Origin of the sequence: Ferroplasma acidarmanus Fer1, from assembly GCF_000152265.2 — an archaeon.
GTDB lineage: Archaea > Thermoplasmatota > Thermoplasmata > Thermoplasmatales > Thermoplasmataceae > Ferroplasma > Ferroplasma acidiphilum.
On record NC_021592.1, the window covers coordinates 367,690 to 387,124 of the forward strand.

Here is a 19,435-nt window from a genome sequence, read left to right on the forward strand (position 1 = left end):
CATAATATGATACCAAACAATATTAATATTTTTGTCGAGGCCTGGATTTAAAGTTTAAATTCAACATAGAACAGGTACAGTGGCGAAGTAGATAAAAATGAAATATCCAGCTATATAATTGAGAAATGTAAATGTGCTTAACAATGAAACTTTATTTCCGGGGCAATATATAAATGGATTTAAAAATAATCACGTATATTTTCCATTGTTTCGTTATCACCGGGAACTGAAAACAAAACTCCTTTAAGCCTGTATTTATTAAGTGTATCCATGTAGATGGCCAGATCTTCCAGATCCACAGAAGTCTGGTTTATTTTATTCAGTATATTTGCATTTTTTTTAGTTTTTACTATGATATATGGAATTAACCTTGATGTGTCCAGGTTTTCCAGTATGGAAGGGTTATCCATGTTTATTACAAGAAAAATATTTGATTTTAGCTGCATTCTCTGGAGTATCTCATTCAATGGCTTTTTAAAGCTGAGAATAAGCCCTGATTCTACGCCACGGTGTATTGCAAGCTTCATTGCGTATGATGAACTGACTTCATTGAATTCTTTTCCGAATTTTGGAGTATCCCCCTGCGTAAATATAATAGATGCGTTTATGGCTTTAGATGCGGTTATTATAGACCTCACCTTTAATTCATTGATATCTTTGAGCCTCTGGTTTATTATAATGTCTTTTTCTGGAAATTTCTGCCTTATAATATAGCCTATAAGTTCCGGTGGCATTGTAGGATATCCCAGTGGGTTGTCAGGTATATTAAACCCATCAAATGATTCCAGGGCATCAATGGTATCTTTTATATTATCCAGATTCTTTGAAGGGTATATTTCGGCATATGTTTTCATCTATTGGGCTAGCAATTATTAAATAAAGAGTTTGTTATTGCCTTTTGAAATACGTGAAATCATTAATTTTAAATTACCATGATTAATTAATTTTTAAGGCAAATAAACTTTATTTTCTAGTGTGCCTGTGTTATTTTTTATAGTATAATTAAATAACACATCTATGAGAGAAGAATTCAGTTATGGAACTGTCGTATACTCTAAATTCAATAATGAATGTAAATATCTATTGCTCAAAAGGGAAGAGGGGTGGCTCGACTTCCCCAAGGGACATATTGAAAAAGGCGAAGATGGGGTAAAAGCGGCATTACGGGAAACCTGCGAAGAATCCGGCGTGTGTTTGCAGCCCGGCAATCTTGTCCATGGTTTCTATTACAATATTGATTATTTTTTTACATATAAGGGCACCAAAATTCTGAAACATGTTGGCATGTATCTTTCCGAAGTTTTACCGGAGACAACAGTAAAAGTATCATATGAACACCGTGGATATGTATGGTTAAACTATCAGGAGGCAATGGAGGAGCTCAGATTCGGCAATCAGAAAGGCTTGCTTGAATATACAAACACTTATATTGAAAAACTGGACCGGATGCGTGCCCTGAATAAAGAGTATAGTGAAATTTACAGAGGCAGAAAATGGGATTTAAGCACCAGTTTTGTTCCCGGAGAAGGAAATTTAAATGCCGCAATATTTATTGTAGGGCAGGCACCGGGAAGAAATGAGGATATAATGAAAAAACCATTCGTCGGAAGAAGCGGCAAACTCCTTGAGAGCCTTATAACTGATGAATTACACATGGATCGCGAGTCACTCTATATCACCAGTGTAGTTCAATTCTTTCCTCCTGAAAACAGGGCACCATCTGATGATGAGATAGCTCTATGCCTTCCTTACCTTATGAAACAGATTGAAATAGTCAATCCTGCAATAATCGTCCTGCTCGGTGCAGTTGCTGCCCGTACACTGGTTCAGGTTAAAAGCATAATGAAAGAACATGGAAAACTGTTTATGGATAAATATTTTGTAACCCTGCATCCTGCCGCAGCCCTGCGTAATCCAGCAAACGTAGAGATCATGAGATCTGATTTCAGGGCTCTGGAAAAGATTGTCAACGGGCGGCAATGAACCGGGTTTCTTTTCCAGTTACAGCATACAGCAATGATCCGGCAAATCCGGCTATGTATACGCCAAGAATGAAATAGGCGTATGTTGAAATATCCGCATTTATAAGGGCAAATATAAATATTATATATAGAACGTAGCCCGCTGACCTGATAACACCTATTCCACGCCCACGGTATTTGCTTATAAAGTTTTCAGGTTCAAGCAATTCTCTGGCTGCCCAGCCAATTTCCCCGAATATGGAACTGATAGCCAGCATCAATAACAGAAGATATAAATTTGCTATGATTGCACCTAAAAATACTATAATAACTGCCCAGGAAATCAGAAGCCCTGAAAACCCTGTGATGGCTATAGATTTTCTTTTGCTTTTTCCTAGATAGTATCCACCAATTACTCCCGTTAAAGATTCTGCAAGGACGGAAAAAAATATAATCAGCCCTGTATCTTCCGGGAAATGGAACGGGCCAATTACAAGATCTGAAAATGCAAATCCCACTATTATTGCCATTCCCATAAATGTAAGTGCCAGGAATTTCAATGTATTTCTTGGAGTAATTTCCAGTTTTTCATTTAATTTTTTGCTAATATTCCATAGCCCGCTTTCTTCCATGTGGTACCGGGCAAATATGGCTGCTCCACCAGCTATAATTGCAATAGCTAGCAGCAGGCTCTTCTGTGTTATCACAGATGAAGGATATACGAGAAAAAGCCCGGCTATTGCAGTAACACCAATGTTTGCCATATTTGAGGATTCCACAATTGCAAACCCCCTGCTTTTTAATGGAAGATATTCTATCAGTATTGCCAGTGAGAGGGTTTCATCTCCACCAAGCCCGAACTCCGCGATAAATACAAATATTATAAGTGCAACGTAATTATAAGATACCCCGATTCCTATAAGGCCGGCAACTGTTATGCCCATAGTCAGCAGGAAGATATTTTTTCTCCCCAGGCGGTCCGATATATAGCCCATGGACATATTTCCCGCAAGCAGGCCGGCAGGTGCAGCACCGATAATATAATAATATGAAAATTGCGGGACAAAATACCATGTTGTTATCAATGGTGCTATTGCCAGTGTGACTCCCCACATAAAAAATGAAATTGATACTGTAAAGAAAATAATCCAGTGCTTCCTGTTCCATGGCATTCTGCTTATTTTCTCTGATAGGTTTATATTTTCTACATCTTTCATCCAATCCCTCCGCCGGTACTGGCCGGATCAGGTTCCCGGGGTCGATCCCTATCCTCTCAGCTATAATAGCTCCCCCTGGATATTTAACAGGCTATTTTGAAGCAATATTTAATTTTTGCCGGGTAGAAATTTATCAGCATTATTTTATATATAAAAGATCGAACCGGATTCTATGGAAAATTGGGTGGTCAGACTATTAGTTTCAGTTCATAACCTGCAATGGTTACTATAATGCCAACTATTACCATTACCACTATCCAGAATTTTGCCCTGCCTGCAGTTGTTTTGCTTATGAACAGCCCCAGCACAGCCAGTGATAAATATGAAAGGAATAATGGAATTTCAATATTATTTCTAACTATAAGTGATGAAGATAATGGGATTAAAGCTCCAAGGAAACCGAAAAAGGCTGCGATTAATGCCCCCAGCAGTGATTCAACAAATATTTCTATGCCAAGGTGCCCTTTTAAAAGGTAATCTGTCGATTTAAGGTTCAATTGCAGTGCTGTCCTGTGCAGTTCTTCATTCAAGCCTGCATACTGTGCTATAAAATAACTGAAAGCCCCTGCAAAAGATGAACCAAATGATATCCTGAAAGCCTGGAAAAGATCTATGCTGCTCTTTCCTATTATCCCACCTGAAGCAAGTATCAATGCAGTTATAATGCCATCCGAAAGCCCGATACTAACAGGGAATATATATTTTTTATTCATTTTACTATGTGTTTTCCCGTGATAACTTCGTCAATAGAATGTATAGCGCACCCCATATCCTCTATCACTTTTATGAGATAATTATAATTAATATTTATTCCCTCTACCGTGATGCTCGTACCCATGGTTTCCATGTCCATTTCAGTAACCGTAATTTTCACGGCATCTACTCCCGGCACATCCTCGATGGAACCGGCAAGTTCAGTCAGTGTTGGCCTATTCAATCCTTTGTCTACATCCAGTAAAATTCTCCTCAGATTCATATATATTTCAAACCTCGAAGCATTTCAGCCATGGGCTTCATTCTTCTCTATTTAAATCAACTATTAAATTATGATTTATTAACCTTTTGCAATTCTAAATATATATTAGCAAAAAACTATACCTGCTCTATGCAATCATAACTTAACCAAGCCAAATTTGCGGCATATATTTTTATATTAAATTGCATATCAAATTTAATGATTGCCATAACATTTGTGATACCTTCCAGCCTGGATTACAATGGCGGGATAGAGAAAACTATAGCCCGCTATAATTCTTATAATACAGAAGATTTCAAAAAAATAGTGCTTCAGGGTGTACCTGGAGGTAACAATAAAGATGTCTATGGCATTAATTCTGTCTATTCAAAACTTATCATATCCACATCAGGTAAGTTAAATTTTTTTGTGAGGGCAATGGCGCCTTTTATTTTAAAATTTGATAGGCTCTTAAACTACAGGATTATCAGGAACATTGAAAACAACTCACAGGTAATTTACCTTACAAACGATGATTATTATTATTTATTCGCCCATGGGAAATTTTTTGTCTGGAGTGAGCATGGCAACATACCATCAAATTATACAGGAATTAAAGCGCTGAATAATGCAATATATGCATTGATTAAGAATAAGCTCATATTCAGGAAAATAAAAGCAATGCACCTCATAAACTGTTATAATATGAATCTGGCACCATTCAAGAATACCTTCTGTGTCCCCAATGGAGTCGACACTTCACGTTTCTTTCCATCCGAAAGGATGCGTAATTCAATTCGCCTTCTATTCGTAGGAAGGCTGGAGAAATCAAAGGGAATAGATAAAATTGTTAACGTATTTAAAAAGCATCTTCTAAATATTGAATTAACAGTTGTAGGGTCAGGTGAACTGGAATCACTTTTTTCAACGCCGGTTAAAAATGTAAATTATCTAAAAAATCCGGATAATGAAAAGCTTGCAGAAATATACAGGAACTCGGATGCTTTTATTTTCCCCTCGATTCTGGAGAATTTTGGAAACGTCGTACTGGAAGCCTTATCATCAGGGCTTTATGTTATAGGGTCAGAATCGTTGAGGCCGCGCTTTGATGATATTGAAAAAATGAATTTTCTTGAATATATAGAGAGCACAGAAAGTGCAATACTGAAATCACTGGAAGATCTGAATAGGAAAATAGAATACACGGGAAAATATGAAAACAGGGTTAAAATGCACAATTATATTTCGGGCAAATATGGGTGGGATGTTGTGCTGCCACAGTTTTATAATAAAATGAAGAACGCCTATTACAGTGAATGATATACACATGCATGGAATATTTTAGCTTTATTATGGAAATAAAAAAAACTAAAAATTTTATATTATATTGAAATAGAACCATTATGGCGACAGAAATTATATGGCACGGACATGCTGGATTCTCAATAAAGAATGCTGTTAACGTACTTGTTGACCCGTTCTTCAGTGCAAACCCGCTTAGCAGTGAGGACGTTAATGGCATTAAAGCTGATCTGATACTAGTTACCCACGGTCATTTTGACCATGCAGGGGATGCTGTAACAATAGCTAAAAAAAATGGTTCCCCTATTGTATGTTCTTTTGAGCTTTCTGAAATTATTAAAAAGGAAAATGTTGAAACAATAGACATCAACCCGGGAGGCACAATAGAATATAATGGTGTGAAGGCAACTGCGGTTCCGGCAATACACTCATCAAGTTACAATGGCGCATATGCCGGTGAAGCAATGGGATTTATTATCGATAATGGTGATCTAAAAATATACCATGCGGGCGATACCACATTTTTTAAAGATATGGAACTCATAGGAGAAATTTACCACCCAGATATTGCAATGCTTCCAATTGGCGGCCACTATACAATGGATGTGGATGGGGCAATAGAAGCGCTGAAACTTCTTAAAGTTAAAAATGCGATACCTATGCATTATAACACATTCCCTCCGATTAAGGCAGATGCCTCAGAATTTCAGAAGAAAGCGGAAAGGAGTGGTGTTAAGACAATAGTTCCTGATATCGCAAAGCCTTTCAAGCTATAAAAATCCAATCAAACAGCAATATTTTTATTTCTTCTCAGATATTTTTACTTTTCTTATAAGCGATCCTGTTGAATAAAAGCATTCCGAATAGGTGGAATAACTCCCGCCCGCAAGGCCCGATGGATCAATTTCATAGCCAAGGAACATACTGCTTTTAATCTTTCCGTGTTGCCTGAATATAAAATAGTTTATAGAATTCATGAGTATAGATTCTGAATAATTGTTCATATAATAATCATTTATATTCTGTGTTACCGTTATGAGAGAAGTCCGGAAGTGCCTGGAATTTCTGGCAAGCATATCTATAATCTCAGCCTCCCGGGAGTTTCTCAGAAACAGATGGCTTTCATCCATAACAACCATTTTCTCTCCCTCCCCTTTTTCAACTGTAGAAATTATATAGCTGAATACCAGATCGAAGAAGGCATCACGGATGTCTGCATTTTTATGCCCGAACCGGAATACTGTAAAATTTCCTTCAAGTCTTACAGGTGTTTTGAATGGCATACTGTAAACGGTTCCATGTGTACTTTTATTTCCAGAATAGCCCAGCCTGATTTCAGAAATTAATTCATTGAACGTGGCAACACCGGATTTTGACATTAATCCTGTTAAAATTCCGGTAATAGTGTTTTCGCCTATTCCTGTCAGTTTTGCTATGGCGGTTGATATAATATTTGCCATTTCCGGAGTTTCAATAAAAAAATCTACATACTCCCCAAGAGATAGGTCTATCACGTGCCCGTAAGAGTATTCTCCTAGCGGGTCAATGACATAAACCTTCGCATTTCCGTTCTGATCCAGCAATTTTTTTGCAAAATAAGATTTTCCAGAACCTGTTTCGCCTGTTATGGCAATATTATATGAATTGCCCCTGAATGGCTGGAAGTAAAATGGCTTCCCGGTTATTGCATTGATTCCAAGTGGTTCCGCTGCCCGATCTGGAATAGGTGTAAATGAACATGGGAAGAGTTCTGATATTGAAGCAGAATCCAGCATATATTTAATGCCCTGTCCCTGCAGTTCAAGGGGATTGAATGAATTTCTATTAAAATAATTGAAAGTTTTTAACCTGAATCCTGCAGATTCCATTGTTTTTTTGAATATTTCGGCATTAGAGCGGAGAATAGCCGGATGCCCTGATATTACAGAGAACCTCAACGAAGCATTATATAGCTTCTCTTGCCCTGACATATATTCCAGTGCAGAGATCTGTTTTCTTATAAGCCCGGCGTAATGCCCTGTTTTTGTATAAACTATTTCTGCTTTCCTGGACGCCAGAAGCCTTTTAACCTGCATCTCAGGGTTTTTAATCTGGTTGATTTCCATGTTAATTTCAACCATAAAACCCATTTTTTCAATAAGGGTTTGATAAAAGAAATCCTGTGAATAATCTGTATCAAGCAGATCGAAATATGCCATGTAAAACCCGCCGGCATCTATATATCTTGACCCCGGTGTTACATTTTCTGGAAACATTGATTTAATTGTTTTTTCATCATCAACAGCTTTTCCATGGAGCGCAGTGTTTGAAATGATAAGGGATATGTTTCTTTTCAATAAATCCATGGATGTTTCAATGCCGGATCCATGTGTTTTTAATATAACAAAGGTCCTGTAATAATTTTTGCCATTGTAAACTTCCGTTTTTGTTATGATATTTGCACTGCAATCCAGACTATCAATGATATTCATTATAGCCCTTATATGATTTTGTTTCCTGCTATCTGTATACAATTCCTGATTTTCTATTTCCACTGCTGAAAATATATCCTGCCCCAGGATGCAGAATAAAAACCCATTGCGGACAAATTTTATATTATGCCCGGCGAGCCCGTGAAAATAGAGTTTTCTCAGTTTATAAATGTTTGAGAAGTCAAATTTAATGTATGCCATAAACCCGAAATATATTGCAACGGCGGAAATCGTAACAGGCAACGATATGGTAAAAAGTATTGCCGCCATGGATATTCCGGAAAGTATGATAACAAATTTCTCCACAGGCATTCCGTATATGTATGATTTAAAATTATAAACGTTTGAAGGAATTTTAATGTATACCACCATTTTCGTCAATGATTCCGGGTATCCGGCTTTCTGATGTGTCAGGATCAATACCGAAATTAATTCCTCCATTCAACACGGAAACAGGATTTATATCACCAATTCCAGAGGAGATTTCAGTTACAGCTGCGTCCGTGTTAAGAAAATTCATAGTTCCCTGAAAATACCTGTACATTTCGGTAACAAAGAACAACGGTGCAGTTGCAGCTACATAAATCAATCCAATTTCAAGAAATGGATTATTGAATAGGCCGATAAGATAAAGAATAATTATGGTGAAAAAAGGGAAAAATGCAAGTTCAAAGAAAATCCGGTACAGTTTTAATATTTGCTTTTCGCTGCCGGGAATAATTAACAGTAAAGATGCTGCTGGCATAAACAAAATAAAGAACAGAAGTAAGGCCTGCCTGATTATGAGTACGCCGAAAAGGAGCATAATTGCCATGACAAATGTTCCGGTAAATAGAATCGATATAAGGCTATTTGAGAAAGACAGCCCTGAAAATTCCAGTCCATACCAGCCTGTTTTTAGCGAATATATATTATTATAAAATACCAGGGAAATACTGATAAATATCATGGATATTCTGTAGGATGCTTCAAAAAGTATGACGGCTGCAAATGTTTTTATTAAAAATTTAGCGGGCGGATATGGCTTTATAAATGAGTTGTACACAAGCATAACTATGGCTGAAATTGTTATTATTCCAAGGATGGCATCGGAATAAACATTGTAAAAAAGGTAGTTATAGAAATTAATGAATGGAGAATTACCCTTTATAAACTGTTCATAGGAATATTCCGGGTTAAGCCCGTATTTTACCATCATATGCCATAATAATATTATTGAAGGCCTTGATAGGTCTATTATAGCCTTTACAATTTCCTGGAAAATTGAGGTATATGTCATACTTTACCGGTAACCACATAGTTGAAAACAGTAAATAATATGCCGCTAATTGCCATGATAAATATTACTGTGCCTATAGCAGCATTCTTGAGCCGTTCCCTTGCCATTATCTTTTTGTTCTCATCGGTACTGAAGAAATTCAGTGCAATAGGTATCCACAGGAGAGTAATAAGAACTGCGGATACTGATATAACTATATCATCTATTCTTCCCATCATTGCATTGATTGATGCAATGGCGTAGTCGATTAACATTTTTGGTAATAATACGAAAATATAAAATAATAACGGTAAAAAACATAGATCAGAAAAGCTTTTTTTGCCTGTCCATCAGCATATTGCCGGTTGTGGGCAACCCGAGTTCGTGCCTGATAAATTTTATGGTGTCCGGGGATAATCCCTCATAATGGTTGTTTGCATATATGAAAACCGTACCCTGGCCTGAATCCTGCTTTTTTATTTTTCCGACCCATTGTTCAATTTCTCCATGCCGATTTATTCTTATTTCGCCAAGGTCTTTCTTTTCAAGCGATTTGTTTCCTAGAAAGCGCACATAAAGGTTCTCAGTGGTTTTAATTTCAGGCGTTTTTATATAATCCAGGACTGACCATGCCATTGTTATTCCTGATTTCCGGAGGATTCCATAGACTTCATCTATGAACCACGAAGGATGCCTGAATTCAATAGCATATTTGATATTGTTGGGAAGCAGCTCTATAAAGTTCTCCAGAACACCGGTATTAAATGGAAAGTCCGGAGGCAACTGGATAAGCACAGTGCCAAGCCTGTTATTTAATAATGATATGTTTTTCATGAAATACGCAAGATCGTCCTCGCATCTCTCAAGGCGGAACTCATGTGTTATTTTACGTGGCATTTTAGGAGAAAACAGGAAGTTCTCAGGTACAGATGAAGCCCATTTTTCTACTGTTTCCTGGCTCTGTGCAGCGTAGAATGTAGAATCTATTTCCACAGTGTCAAATATTCTCGCATAGTCCCTGAGATAGTTAGATGGGGATTCAGAGTAATCATAAATTTTTCCTTTCCAGAAATCATAGCTCCAGCCCGAGCATCCTGTACGGTAAATCATGTATAATGTAATTGAATAACAATAAATAATAATTCTTATCTCAATGGCATTATATTTTTACATTCATATTGGTATAAAATGATACTTTTCTTGCATTTGTTTCCCCCGGTTTACCATTCTCATTTGCATATTCCTTTACAAACGAGGGTTTGCCGAATACTTTTACAGGGAGTTTATCCGTGGAATTAAAATTCATTAAATATTTGCCTTTAATGCTCCCCAGAGTATTCCTTAACTCCATGAAATCACTTTCAAGAAAATTGTGCACATACCAGTCCTTTCCGGGATATGGAGGATCGAGGTAAAAAAATGTGTCCGGGTCATTATATTTGTCTATAACTTCGCGGAAGTCCATATTTTCTATTTTCATTTTTCTTATTTTTGATTCTGCCTTAAGAAGGTTGGATACATTCTTTCTATATGTGCCGAAAAGTGATTTGTCTTTCTTTCCATAGCTATTGCCCATTCCCCCGAAACCGGTGTTAAAATTAAAAAAAATTGAAAAAGCCTTTTCAATGTCTGGATTTCCTGTATCCATAACTATCCTGCCATCATAATAGTCAAAAAACATTTTTCTGTCCCGTGCCACGGCATCAGCTGCCCTGTAAAGCTGCGAAAAGTTATTTTTTAGTGAATTAAATAATATAAAAAGATCCCTGTTAAGGTCATTGTATACCTCAATCCCGGCTTGGATATTGATTATCACAGAACCTGAACCGGAAAACACGTCAACAAACCTGGTGCATTGTGATATGTCAAACACTCTCTGTATTTCACCTACTATTGCAGTTTTCGATCCAGGATATTTCATTATTCTCAACATATGAGATTTAATGTTATGCACATCTGGTATTTAATTTATGGTAGTATTGGCATGCCAGCAGAAGTAAAATCCGGGAAAAAGAAGTAATAGCCACATCAATGGTTTTATATATAAATTGAAGTTGTATGAATATGGATGATACATATTCTTTTCTATCCAGTATATATGGAAAAAACCATTATGATATTGATAAGCCATTCCAGAAAATACTTGACTTTTATATGGGCAAGCATCTAAATCTCAGCCCGCTGGGAGCATATGCCGGGAAAGACCTGTATGAAACTACCGATTATATAGATAAGGTTTCACAGCCATTGCAGAAGATGTGGAGTATAGACGGAAAAAGGATAGATAGCATACTGATTAGCCCGATGGAAAAGCATGTCCTTGACAAATTGATACATGAGTATGGCATAAGCAGGCCATATTTTCATGGGAAATCTATAATGGAGCACTACGCAATGGGGTATCTGGTAGCAGACCCCGGCATATACTGCATACTCACACTTACACACCAGACAGCATATGCCATACATAAATATGCACCGGACTTCCAGAATGACTATGTGCCAGGGCTGATAGGTGATACTAAAGATACATTGCTCGGTGCAACATGGTTTACAGAGATTCAGGGAGGCAGTGATCTCGGAGCAAATAAAACCAGGGCTGAATCAGGAAACGGCCTCTGGTATCTTACAGGTGATAAATATTTTGCAAGCAATGCAGGACTGGCAGATGTTGCACTTACATCTGCATTTCATGGTGATAATCACGGGGCAAAAGGATTATCATTATTTCTTATTCCAAGAAAGAATAATGATGGCGAATTGAATTACCGGCTCAGGAGACTCAAAGAAAAAAGCGCTACTAAAAGTGTTCCCTCTGGCGAGGTTGAGCTTGATAGTTCCGAAGCGTATATGATAGGTGATGCTGGCAAAGCAATATACTATATAACTGAAGATTTAATGGTATCCAGATTAGATAACGCCGCGGCAGCATGCGGAATAGCTAGAAAGGCATACCTTGAAGCCTATTATTATACCGGGAAAAGAAAGACTTTTGGCAAACTGCTTATTGAACATCCGGGAATAGTAAAGGATTTGCTGGATATGGAGGTGCTGCTTGAAGGGTCTATAGCACTTACGTTTAAATCCATTGAACTATTCAACAATTCCATAAATTCAAAGCCGCCTTACGATGATGAATATAATTATACCAGGCTTATGACACATATAGTGAAAAACATTACAGCAGATTCCTCAGCAAGAATTACGCAGATGGCGACAGAACTACATGGTGGAATAGGATTCCTATCTGAATTTCCAGTGGAAAGATGGCACAGGGAGGCACTTATAACACCCATATGGGAAGGTGCAAGCAATATTCAGGCACTTGATATGCTTGAAGCCATAATGAGAAAGAAGGCGCACATAAAATTGCTCTCAGACTTTAAGAACATTCTATCTGAAATTAGAGAAGAGAAGGCTGCTGCAGAATCATGCTACAATTCATTGAAAAACAGTATAGATAATTTATTATCTATGGGAGTAGAAGAAGCACAATTCCATGCAAAATATAGCATGGAGGTTATGGGGCATTCCATGGCAGCTATTCTATTAATTCATATAGGTAATAAAACAGGGAACAATGATTTTGTAAAGGCAGGGTCATTGTATGCCAGAAGGTTTGTAAAGAAAGAGGACTATGAAAGCAATGCTATCGGGCAAGCCGGTGGAATCATCCATGTAGATAGTGCGGAGAGGTCCTTGAAAAATTAGGTGGTAAAATGGGCAATGGATTCACAGTTATAAATATACTGAAGAGAGCTTCGTCCCTTTTTCCGGAAAAGAAAGTTATATCTGGCAGCAGAAGTATTACATACAGAGACCTGTTTGAAAAGGTTTTGAGCCTGTCAACGTCCATGAATAAAATGGGCATATCGAAAGGAACGGTGATTGCAGTTGCTGATTATAATTCAATAGAGTTTATGGAATTATTGTTTGCTTCCAGCCTTACAGGTTCAATCATATATCCTGTAAATATAAAACTTCCATGGAATATGGCAATGGAAACAGTAAAAGAATCAGGGGCAGAATATGTATTTGCATCAAAAGAGTTTATGAATGCAGGCATATACAAAGGATTCCGCGACGACCATATAGTATCGCTGTCTGAAAATGGAGATTATATTAAATTCCATGATATGCTTACAAGTGATTTGCACAGGGAGGAGAAAACAACCGGAAACGATAATTATTCCATATTATTTACTTCTGGAACAACGGGAAAACCCAAGGAAGTGCTGTATACAAACGAAAAATCTGTAAACGGTGCATTAAGTATTCTCTACCAGCTTGGATTGTTTAATACACCCGCCAAATTAACTTCCAGTGATACTATATTGTCTCTTATCCCATTTTACCACATATGGTCATGGGGGTCTGCTTTCCATGCTGCGTATCTGGGTGCAGATTATATAATCACCGGAAAATATAATCCGGAGAATGTGCTGAATGCAATAAAAGAGAATAAGGCAACGTGGATAAATGCTGTACCCACAATGGTTTATGACCTCTTATCCCATGATAGGGAAAACAGGCTGAATGGAATAAAAATGTTAATAGGCGGTTCCCCTATAAGCAAAAACCTGGCGGAAAAGTTAAATGCAAAGGGGATTAAATTTTCAACAATATATGGCGGAACAGATATGCTTGCCACATCTATTTCCCTTGGGAGGCCGGATCAACACGAATCTTTACGGTCTGTAACATACCCTGTTCCTATGGTAAGTGCTACAGTCAGGGATAATAACGGGAATATACTGGAAAACGGAACAATAGGAGAATTATGGATTAATGCCCCATGGCTTCCGGAAAAATACCTCAATAGGCCAGAAAACCATGACTATGAAAACGGGTGGTTCAAGACGGGTGATGTGGGTGAAATGACACCTGATGGTGGAATAAAAATCCTGGATCGTGTAAAGGATGTGGTTAAAAGTGGTGGCGAATGGATCCCAACGTCGATTATAGAATCCCTGATATCTGAGTTTCCAGGAATAGAAATAGCGGCTGTTACCGGTATAGCTGATGAGAAATGGGGAGAAAGGCCAGTTGCATGGGTCAAAGCTTCGGAAGATATTGAAATTAAAGAAATCAGGCAATTTATGGAAACCCACGCATCAAACGGGAATATTAACAAATGGTGGATTCCAGTTGAGTTTATTATCATAGAAGAAATGCCTATGACCAGTGTTGGAAAAATAGACAAAGCAAAGCTCAGGGAAATGAAAAAATAATTTCAAAATGTTAATTTTATAAAGGGGATTATGAGTGTAATAATTGAAATTGCGCCAACAACTGTGAATGCCAGAGCAAAATTTCCATATATTGAGAACATGAATCCCATAAGGAGCGGGGAAACCGTACCGCCTACCTGTGAACTGAAATTCAGTATGCTGCTGGATGAGGCAAGGTTGGCATCACTCCCGCTAAAGTCAGATGCCATTCCCATTGAAGGGCCTGCATAGAGACCATAAAACATTCCTGTAAGAAATGATATAAGAAAAATTACGGCAACAGGAGCGTAGTTTATATAAATTATTGTAACTGCAAGGGCGACTACAGGCAATACCGATACTATGGATTTTCCATGCTTCATTCTTCTTGATATCATCCCGCCCAGTGGAGATGTAATAATTCCACCTGCAGCAGGAATCCATGCATATAAGTATGCGCTGGAATATGGCACAATGTGGTCGAATACAATAAAAGTAGTAAATAAGGTTATAAATCCTATATATAAAAACCCTGCAGAAAATCTAATCATGGCTACATAAATTATTTTTCTATCAATTTTTCCATGCTTTGCCAGTTTATTATGTTCCGGCTCCCTTAAAAATACAATGTTCAGTATTGTTGCAATAATAAGTATTGACAGAATAACAATGAATGCAAAACGGAAACCTATAGAAAGTGTGCGGAGGATAAGGTATTCTCCCAGTGACGCCCCTATAAAAAATCCTGTCTGGTATATTCCTACAAAGGTTGCCCTGCTGGATTGTGGAAGCCATTTCTGTATCACTGATGTGTCAGAAAGGTATACTGTTGCAGAGAAGCTTCCAAGTAATATCTGTATAATGAAAATGCCTGTATATGAATCCATAAAAAAGTAGAATAATGAAAATGACAGAACCATCAAAATAAATGATATTTTAGCGACTTTTGATACGCCCACACGGTCCGATATCATTCCGGCAGGGATCTGAAATACCGTGTAACCAAGCCAGTATGCAGTTATCAATAGGGAACCAAGATATACAGATATGTTCAGGGATGATACCAGCAGGGGTATAAGTACAGGAATAAAAAATCGCAATGTTGAATTCATTGAAAATGACATTATTGAAGAACCCAGAATTCCGGTGTAATGCCTGTTATTTCCATCTGTGTTGTTAAATGCCATCTCGTTTGTAATTTATAAACACTAATTAATATTTTACCAGTAAACGGGAATCATAACTCAACTGCTGGCAAGAGAATATGCCCATAACAGGTTTTATGTTCCACTGGGAATTATTAATTAGATAGTTTATAATGAGCTATAATGAATTCCATTCAGAAAATAGAGGTCCCTATAGAAATCAGGGCACTGAAAACTGCAAATGTTTACAATATTAATGGGGATTATAACTACATTGTTGATACTGGCATGTCCGAAAATGGATACAGGCAGATTGCTAATACTATTGACCTTTCACGCATAGATATGTGTATAATTACACATCTGCACATTGACCATATAGGCGGAGCACTTTATCTGGAAAAAAATAATAAAATACCCGTATATATATCAAAAAATGACTATGATATAATTAAAACTATGGTAGACAACAGGCAGGAGTATTTCAGTGAATACAGAAATTTAATGATGTCCAATGGTGTGCCAGAAGAGTTATTCAGGAATATAACAGAAGGAAATCCAGTCATGAAATTTATGGACTATTATGCATCATTGAACCTGAACATAATAGGCAATATGGCTATGAAAGATACAGATATCATAGATGTCCCCGGGCACTCGCCCGGTTCTGTTGCTATATACCTGAAAGATATCCATGCAATGGTTACAGGAGACCATGTACTTAAAAATATATCTCCAAATATTAGTGTTTACAGAAATAATGTAGACTACCTTGGCATGTATATTGAAAGCCTCAAAAAAATTCAAAATTATGATATTGAAATTGCATATCCGGGGCATAGGGAGACTTTTACTAATTTTACAGAAAGAATTGACCAGATCATTCAGCATCACGAAAAGAGGATGTATAACATGTCCCTAGAATTAAACACCTGGAGAAGTGCCTTTGACATAGCATCCTCCATAGCATGGAGCAGGGGGCGCAAAATGGAGGATATGAACAACATGGAGAAAAATTTTGCTATACTGGAAACTGTTGCACATCTGGTACATATGGAGAGAACAGGCAAAATAGATTCAAAATACTCCGGAGAAACGGTTCTATACCATTCTATTGTCGGGCAATTTCCTCAGAACCAGCAGGTAGATTAGCAGCCCTATAGTTTAATCCTTATATATGCTAGGAATCGCCATAATTCTAAGATGGAGGGTAGCATATGATCATTAAGTACCTTCGCAATTCAGAAAAGATGAATTATACAGTTAAGTTTTATTTGCTATATCAAGCACATTAGCAGGTTATCTCTATAATTTTAAAATATATTTCGTAAATTTCATATTTATGAATTATATGTAACAAAAAATTTTTTATGTTTTAAAGTTATTATAAAATGATAAAAATGGAAGATATAGTGACAATTGCAAAAATGGATAGCGAAAAGAGAAAGGAAACAATGATGAAATTATTCGGGAATATGTTTAAAGAGGACGATGCCAAAAAGGTGGAAATGATGAAAAATTTGATCACGGCTATGAACAAAACAGATGATGCCACATATATAGGTCTTTGCACCACAAATCTTGGCATTGCATCAGGCATGGGAGATGATGAGCTGAAAGCATTTGTGGCTTTAAGAATGAAAGCAAATTCAGAACTCCCGGCTGATATTAGAACAAGAGATATGAATATGATACAATCTGCAATGGGCAAGGTACCCTCATCTGTTTCCCAAAGAATTGCCAAATTTATGGCATAATAAGCCGGTAATTTTTTTATATATTTGCTATTATTTTATAATATGGCATGAGACTTATTATATCACACAGAAATTACATCGCTTTTTATAAATAATATTGATTATCGTTATCCTGCCAGCTGGTCTCCATACATTTATCCTTATAAATTGCTGCATAAGAATTACATTTCTGCCGCACCAGTAATTTTAAAGGTTGAATGGAATATAAAATAATTATTTTCCAAACTTAATATAATTGTAACAGTAATTTCCAAAACATTTAAAAGCAGTAATTAATAGAGATATGTCTTATAAATAAGTATATACGATTTATGAATATATATGACGACGTAAGACTATAGGCAACCCGGCCTTTAATGGGCTCCGGATATAGCATATTGCGTGTCACATTGCAATGACCATCCGATCAGGGGCTGGGCTTCGAATTCCCCGTGGGTCAGGAAATTATGAAACGTGATTAATATCCGTTAAACCGGGGAAAAGTTTTAAATTGTTTTAAGAATTAAAAAAAGGTTGCTGGATTAAATTACCTGCTCAACTATTTGCTTATATAACATTTTCAGTTTTTCAATTGCATCCGTGGATTCACGTATTGCATATACTTTCAAAAATTCTTCCGGGTCTTTGTACAGGATATAAACATCGCTATTTGTTGAATAGATTAATAATTTTGATGGCAGTTCGATGCCGATTTCAGGGTTTTCTTTCATCAATAATGTGCCTACCACCGGAGAACCAAACAATATTAAAGTTTCATTTTGCATTTCCAATCCTGCGTTGTCAGCATTTTTCCTGTGGTCTATTATAGAGAATACAGTTATGCCCTTTGATTTAATGAAATCAGTGGCTAGTTTCACAGTCTCTTCGAATGTGTGTACACTTTTGTATTTTAGAAACATGGATTATTATTATTAATTGGTATAAATATTTATTTGAATTATTGCACAGAATGCATATTTTTATTCTTGCTATAGAAGCCGTAAAAATATAAATTATATTAATGCATATTGAACTATGACATGGAGAAAAATATTGGGAATAAAAGCTCTGGAAAACTCAGGCAACCATGTGTCAATTAATCTTGGAGATGGTAAAGTAGTTTTCATAACAAAGCAAAATGGAAAGCTGTACGGTATCAATGGAATATGTTCCCACCTTAAATGTATACTCGGCAATGTGTCTGAAGATGGCAAACATGTTATATGCCCATGCCACAATGCAAAGTTTGAACTTGACACCGGAAAAATGGTTGAGCCCCCGTTTATAGCACCCCAGACTCCAATGGAAAAATACACACTGGAAACATACAATCTGAGGGAAGAGGGCAACTTTATTGAAATTGAAGAGTAACCATATAGCAGAAAAGTATTAGATAAACCATGAAAATTAAAATTATTTTTCTTTCTTTTTTATAAAATTATTTATCCTGTCTTTCGTATCCTGCCCGGAAAATAAAATCCCGAACAATGCAGCCTCATAATCCAGGTTAGTTTTAATATGTGACGATGAAGTATTGTTTACCGCACGTTTTGCCAGTTTTACAGTATTCTCAGGTTTAGTATTGATTACTTGCCCTATTCTTGTAGCTTCTTCCAGTGCATTGCCTGCCAGGATGTCTACAAGCCCGAACTCGTATGCAGTCTGGGCATTTAGCCTTGCACCGGTCAGTATCATGTAGAGTGCCCGATTTCTTCCAACCACATGTGGAAGTATTACATTGCCACCTGCACCTGCGTTTATGCCTAGCCCGATTTCTGGCTGGCTCAACTGTGCATCTCTGCTGCACACCCTTATATCAGTAGAAAGCGAAAGTTCAAGTCCGCCCCCAAAGACATATCCATTTAAAAAAGATATTACCGGCCATGTATATTCCCGGAAATAAAGTGCAAGTTCATTTAATTTCCTGTGAAATTCATAGGCTTCTGATGGATTCAGCTCCGGAAATTGCAATACGTCCGCTCCGGCGGAGAAATTCTTTTTTCCACCAATTACAATTGACCTGCATGTGCTTTCCATATCAGATAATGCACTGGATATCTCATTTATCATTTCAACTGTAATGGTATTCAGGCGGTCTTCCCTATCAAAATAAATGAAACCCGTGCCATTTTCCTCTGCTGTTTTTATGGTTTTATATGGCATAGTTATATAACATAGCC

General features: G+C 37.0%; 20 protein-coding genes and 1 riboswitch. Of the genes, 8 read left to right on the forward strand and 12 right to left on the reverse strand.

The window, feature by feature from the left end; translation table 11 throughout:
- Positions 1 to 179 precede the first annotated feature (179 nt).
- On the reverse strand, positions 180 to 854 hold the full coding sequence (locus tag FACI_RS01680) for a hypothetical protein (protein ID WP_009886361.1): 675 nt from the start codon (positions 852 to 854) through the stop codon (positions 180 to 182).
- Positions 855 to 1,017: 163 nt separating this feature from the next.
- Here FACI_RS01680 and FACI_RS09915 point away from each other — a divergent pair, with 163 nt between their 5' ends.
- Complete coding sequence (locus FACI_RS09915) at positions 1,018 to 1,983, forward strand: uracil-DNA glycosylase family protein (RefSeq protein ID WP_009886362.1); 966 nt, start codon at positions 1,018 to 1,020, stop codon at positions 1,981 to 1,983.
- Here the strand turns inward: FACI_RS09915 and FACI_RS01690 are convergent.
- The 3 genes from FACI_RS01690 to FACI_RS01700 all read right to left on the reverse strand — a co-directional run bounded on the left by FACI_RS01690 (position 1,967) and on the right by FACI_RS01700 (position 4,154).
- On the reverse strand, positions 1,967 to 3,178 hold the full coding sequence (locus tag FACI_RS01690; RefSeq protein WP_009886363.1) for an MFS transporter: 1,212 nt from the start codon (positions 3,176 to 3,178) through the stop codon (positions 1,967 to 1,969). The genes FACI_RS09915 and FACI_RS01690 overlap by 17 nt on opposite strands.
- Positions 3,165 to 3,264, reverse strand: a riboswitch (TPP riboswitch). Its footprint overlaps the gene before it by 14 nt.
- 102 nt (positions 3,265 to 3,366) lie before the next feature.
- Positions 3,367 to 3,891: a hypothetical protein gene (locus tag FACI_RS01695; protein WP_009886364.1), complete on the reverse strand. Its 525-nt coding sequence runs from the start codon at positions 3,889 to 3,891 to the stop codon at positions 3,367 to 3,369.
- Positions 3,888 to 4,154 (reverse strand): DUF211 domain-containing protein, encoded by a 267-nt coding sequence (locus tag FACI_RS01700; RefSeq protein ID WP_009886365.1) that lies wholly within the window; start codon positions 4,152 to 4,154, stop codon positions 3,888 to 3,890. Before FACI_RS01700 ends, FACI_RS01695 begins: the two co-directional genes overlap by 4 nt.
- A gap of 198 nt (positions 4,155 to 4,352) precedes the next feature.
- On the opposite strand from FACI_RS01700, the gene FACI_RS01705 reads away from it, so the two are divergent.
- Both FACI_RS01705 and FACI_RS01710 read left to right on the forward strand, forming a co-directional pair.
- A complete protein-coding gene (locus FACI_RS01705; protein ID WP_009886366.1) occupies positions 4,353 to 5,453 on the forward strand; it encodes a glycosyltransferase family 4 protein in 1,101 nt (366 codons plus the stop codon).
- Positions 5,454 to 5,536: 83 nt separating this feature from the next.
- On the forward strand, positions 5,537 to 6,211 hold the full coding sequence (locus FACI_RS01710; RefSeq protein WP_009886367.1) for a metal-dependent hydrolase: 675 nt from the start codon (positions 5,537 to 5,539) through the stop codon (positions 6,209 to 6,211).
- Between the two features lie 24 nt (positions 6,212 to 6,235).
- Here FACI_RS01710 and FACI_RS01715 read toward each other — a convergent pair whose 3' ends face one another.
- From FACI_RS01715 to FACI_RS01735, 5 genes are read right to left on the reverse strand one after another with little or no spacing between them, the layout of a single operon-like run.
- On the reverse strand, positions 6,236 to 8,347 hold the full coding sequence (locus tag FACI_RS01715; protein ID WP_084593826.1) for a helicase HerA domain-containing protein: 2,112 nt from the start codon (positions 8,345 to 8,347) through the stop codon (positions 6,236 to 6,238).
- Complete coding sequence (locus tag FACI_RS01720) at positions 8,262 to 9,185, reverse strand: hypothetical protein (RefSeq protein ID WP_009886369.1); 924 nt, start codon at positions 9,183 to 9,185, stop codon at positions 8,262 to 8,264. Before FACI_RS01720 ends, FACI_RS01715 begins: the two co-directional genes overlap by 86 nt.
- Positions 9,182 to 9,439: a hypothetical protein gene (locus FACI_RS01725; RefSeq protein ID WP_019841362.1), complete on the reverse strand. Its 258-nt coding sequence runs from the start codon at positions 9,437 to 9,439 to the stop codon at positions 9,182 to 9,184. The genes FACI_RS01720 and FACI_RS01725 overlap by 4 nt, the downstream gene beginning before the upstream one ends.
- 49 nt (positions 9,440 to 9,488) lie before the next feature.
- Positions 9,489 to 10,274 (reverse strand): DUF72 domain-containing protein, encoded by a 786-nt coding sequence (locus FACI_RS01730; protein WP_009886371.1) that lies wholly within the window; start codon positions 10,272 to 10,274, stop codon positions 9,489 to 9,491.
- A gap of 49 nt (positions 10,275 to 10,323) precedes the next feature.
- The gene (locus tag FACI_RS01735; RefSeq protein ID WP_187288957.1) at positions 10,324 to 11,085 is read right to left on the reverse strand and encodes a DNA adenine methylase; all 762 of its coding nucleotides are present in this window, start codon (positions 11,083 to 11,085) and stop codon (positions 10,324 to 10,326) included.
- A gap of 143 nt (positions 11,086 to 11,228) precedes the next feature.
- On the opposite strand from FACI_RS01735, the gene FACI_RS01740 reads away from it, so the two are divergent.
- Positions 11,229 to 12,875 (forward strand): acyl-CoA dehydrogenase family protein, encoded by a 1,647-nt coding sequence (locus FACI_RS01740; RefSeq protein WP_019841363.1) that lies wholly within the window; start codon positions 11,229 to 11,231, stop codon positions 12,873 to 12,875.
- Between the two features lie 8 nt (positions 12,876 to 12,883).
- Positions 12,884 to 14,395, forward strand: a complete 1,512-nt coding sequence (locus FACI_RS01745) for an AMP-binding protein (protein WP_009886374.1) — start codon at positions 12,884 to 12,886, stop codon at positions 14,393 to 14,395.
- A gap of 2 nt (positions 14,396 to 14,397) precedes the next feature.
- Here the strand turns inward: FACI_RS01745 and FACI_RS01750 are convergent, their stop codons facing one another.
- Complete coding sequence (locus FACI_RS01750; protein ID WP_009886375.1) at positions 14,398 to 15,561, reverse strand: MFS transporter; 1,164 nt, start codon at positions 15,559 to 15,561, stop codon at positions 14,398 to 14,400.
- 141 nt (positions 15,562 to 15,702) lie between these two features.
- Here FACI_RS01750 and FACI_RS01755 point away from each other — a divergent pair, with 141 nt between their 5' ends.
- Entirely contained in the window at positions 15,703 to 16,671 is a 969-nt protein-coding gene (locus FACI_RS01755; RefSeq protein ID WP_009886376.1) for an MBL fold metallo-hydrolase, read from the forward strand.
- 239 nt (positions 16,672 to 16,910) lie between these two features.
- On the forward strand, positions 16,911 to 17,276 hold the full coding sequence (locus tag FACI_RS01760; RefSeq protein WP_009886377.1) for a hypothetical protein: 366 nt from the start codon (positions 16,911 to 16,913) through the stop codon (positions 17,274 to 17,276).
- Between the two features lie 521 nt (positions 17,277 to 17,797).
- Here the strand turns inward: FACI_RS01760 and FACI_RS01765 are convergent.
- Positions 17,798 to 18,175, reverse strand: coding sequence for a DUF302 domain-containing protein (locus FACI_RS01765; RefSeq protein ID WP_009886378.1), 378 nt, complete (start codon positions 18,173 to 18,175; stop codon positions 17,798 to 17,800).
- Positions 18,176 to 18,290: 115 nt separating this feature from the next.
- Between FACI_RS01765 and sdx the strand changes: the two genes are divergently transcribed.
- Positions 18,291 to 18,626 carry a sulredoxin gene (sdx, locus tag FACI_RS01770; RefSeq protein WP_009886379.1) on the forward strand — a complete coding sequence of 112 codons (336 nt, stop codon included), beginning with the start codon at positions 18,291 to 18,293 and terminating at the stop codon, positions 18,624 to 18,626.
- Between the two features lie 42 nt (positions 18,627 to 18,668).
- Here sdx and FACI_RS01775 read toward each other — a convergent pair whose 3' ends face one another.
- A complete protein-coding gene (locus FACI_RS01775) occupies positions 18,669 to 19,418 on the reverse strand; it encodes an enoyl-CoA hydratase/isomerase family protein (protein ID WP_009886380.1) in 750 nt (249 codons plus the stop codon).
- Positions 19,419 to 19,435: the final 17 nt, after the last annotated feature.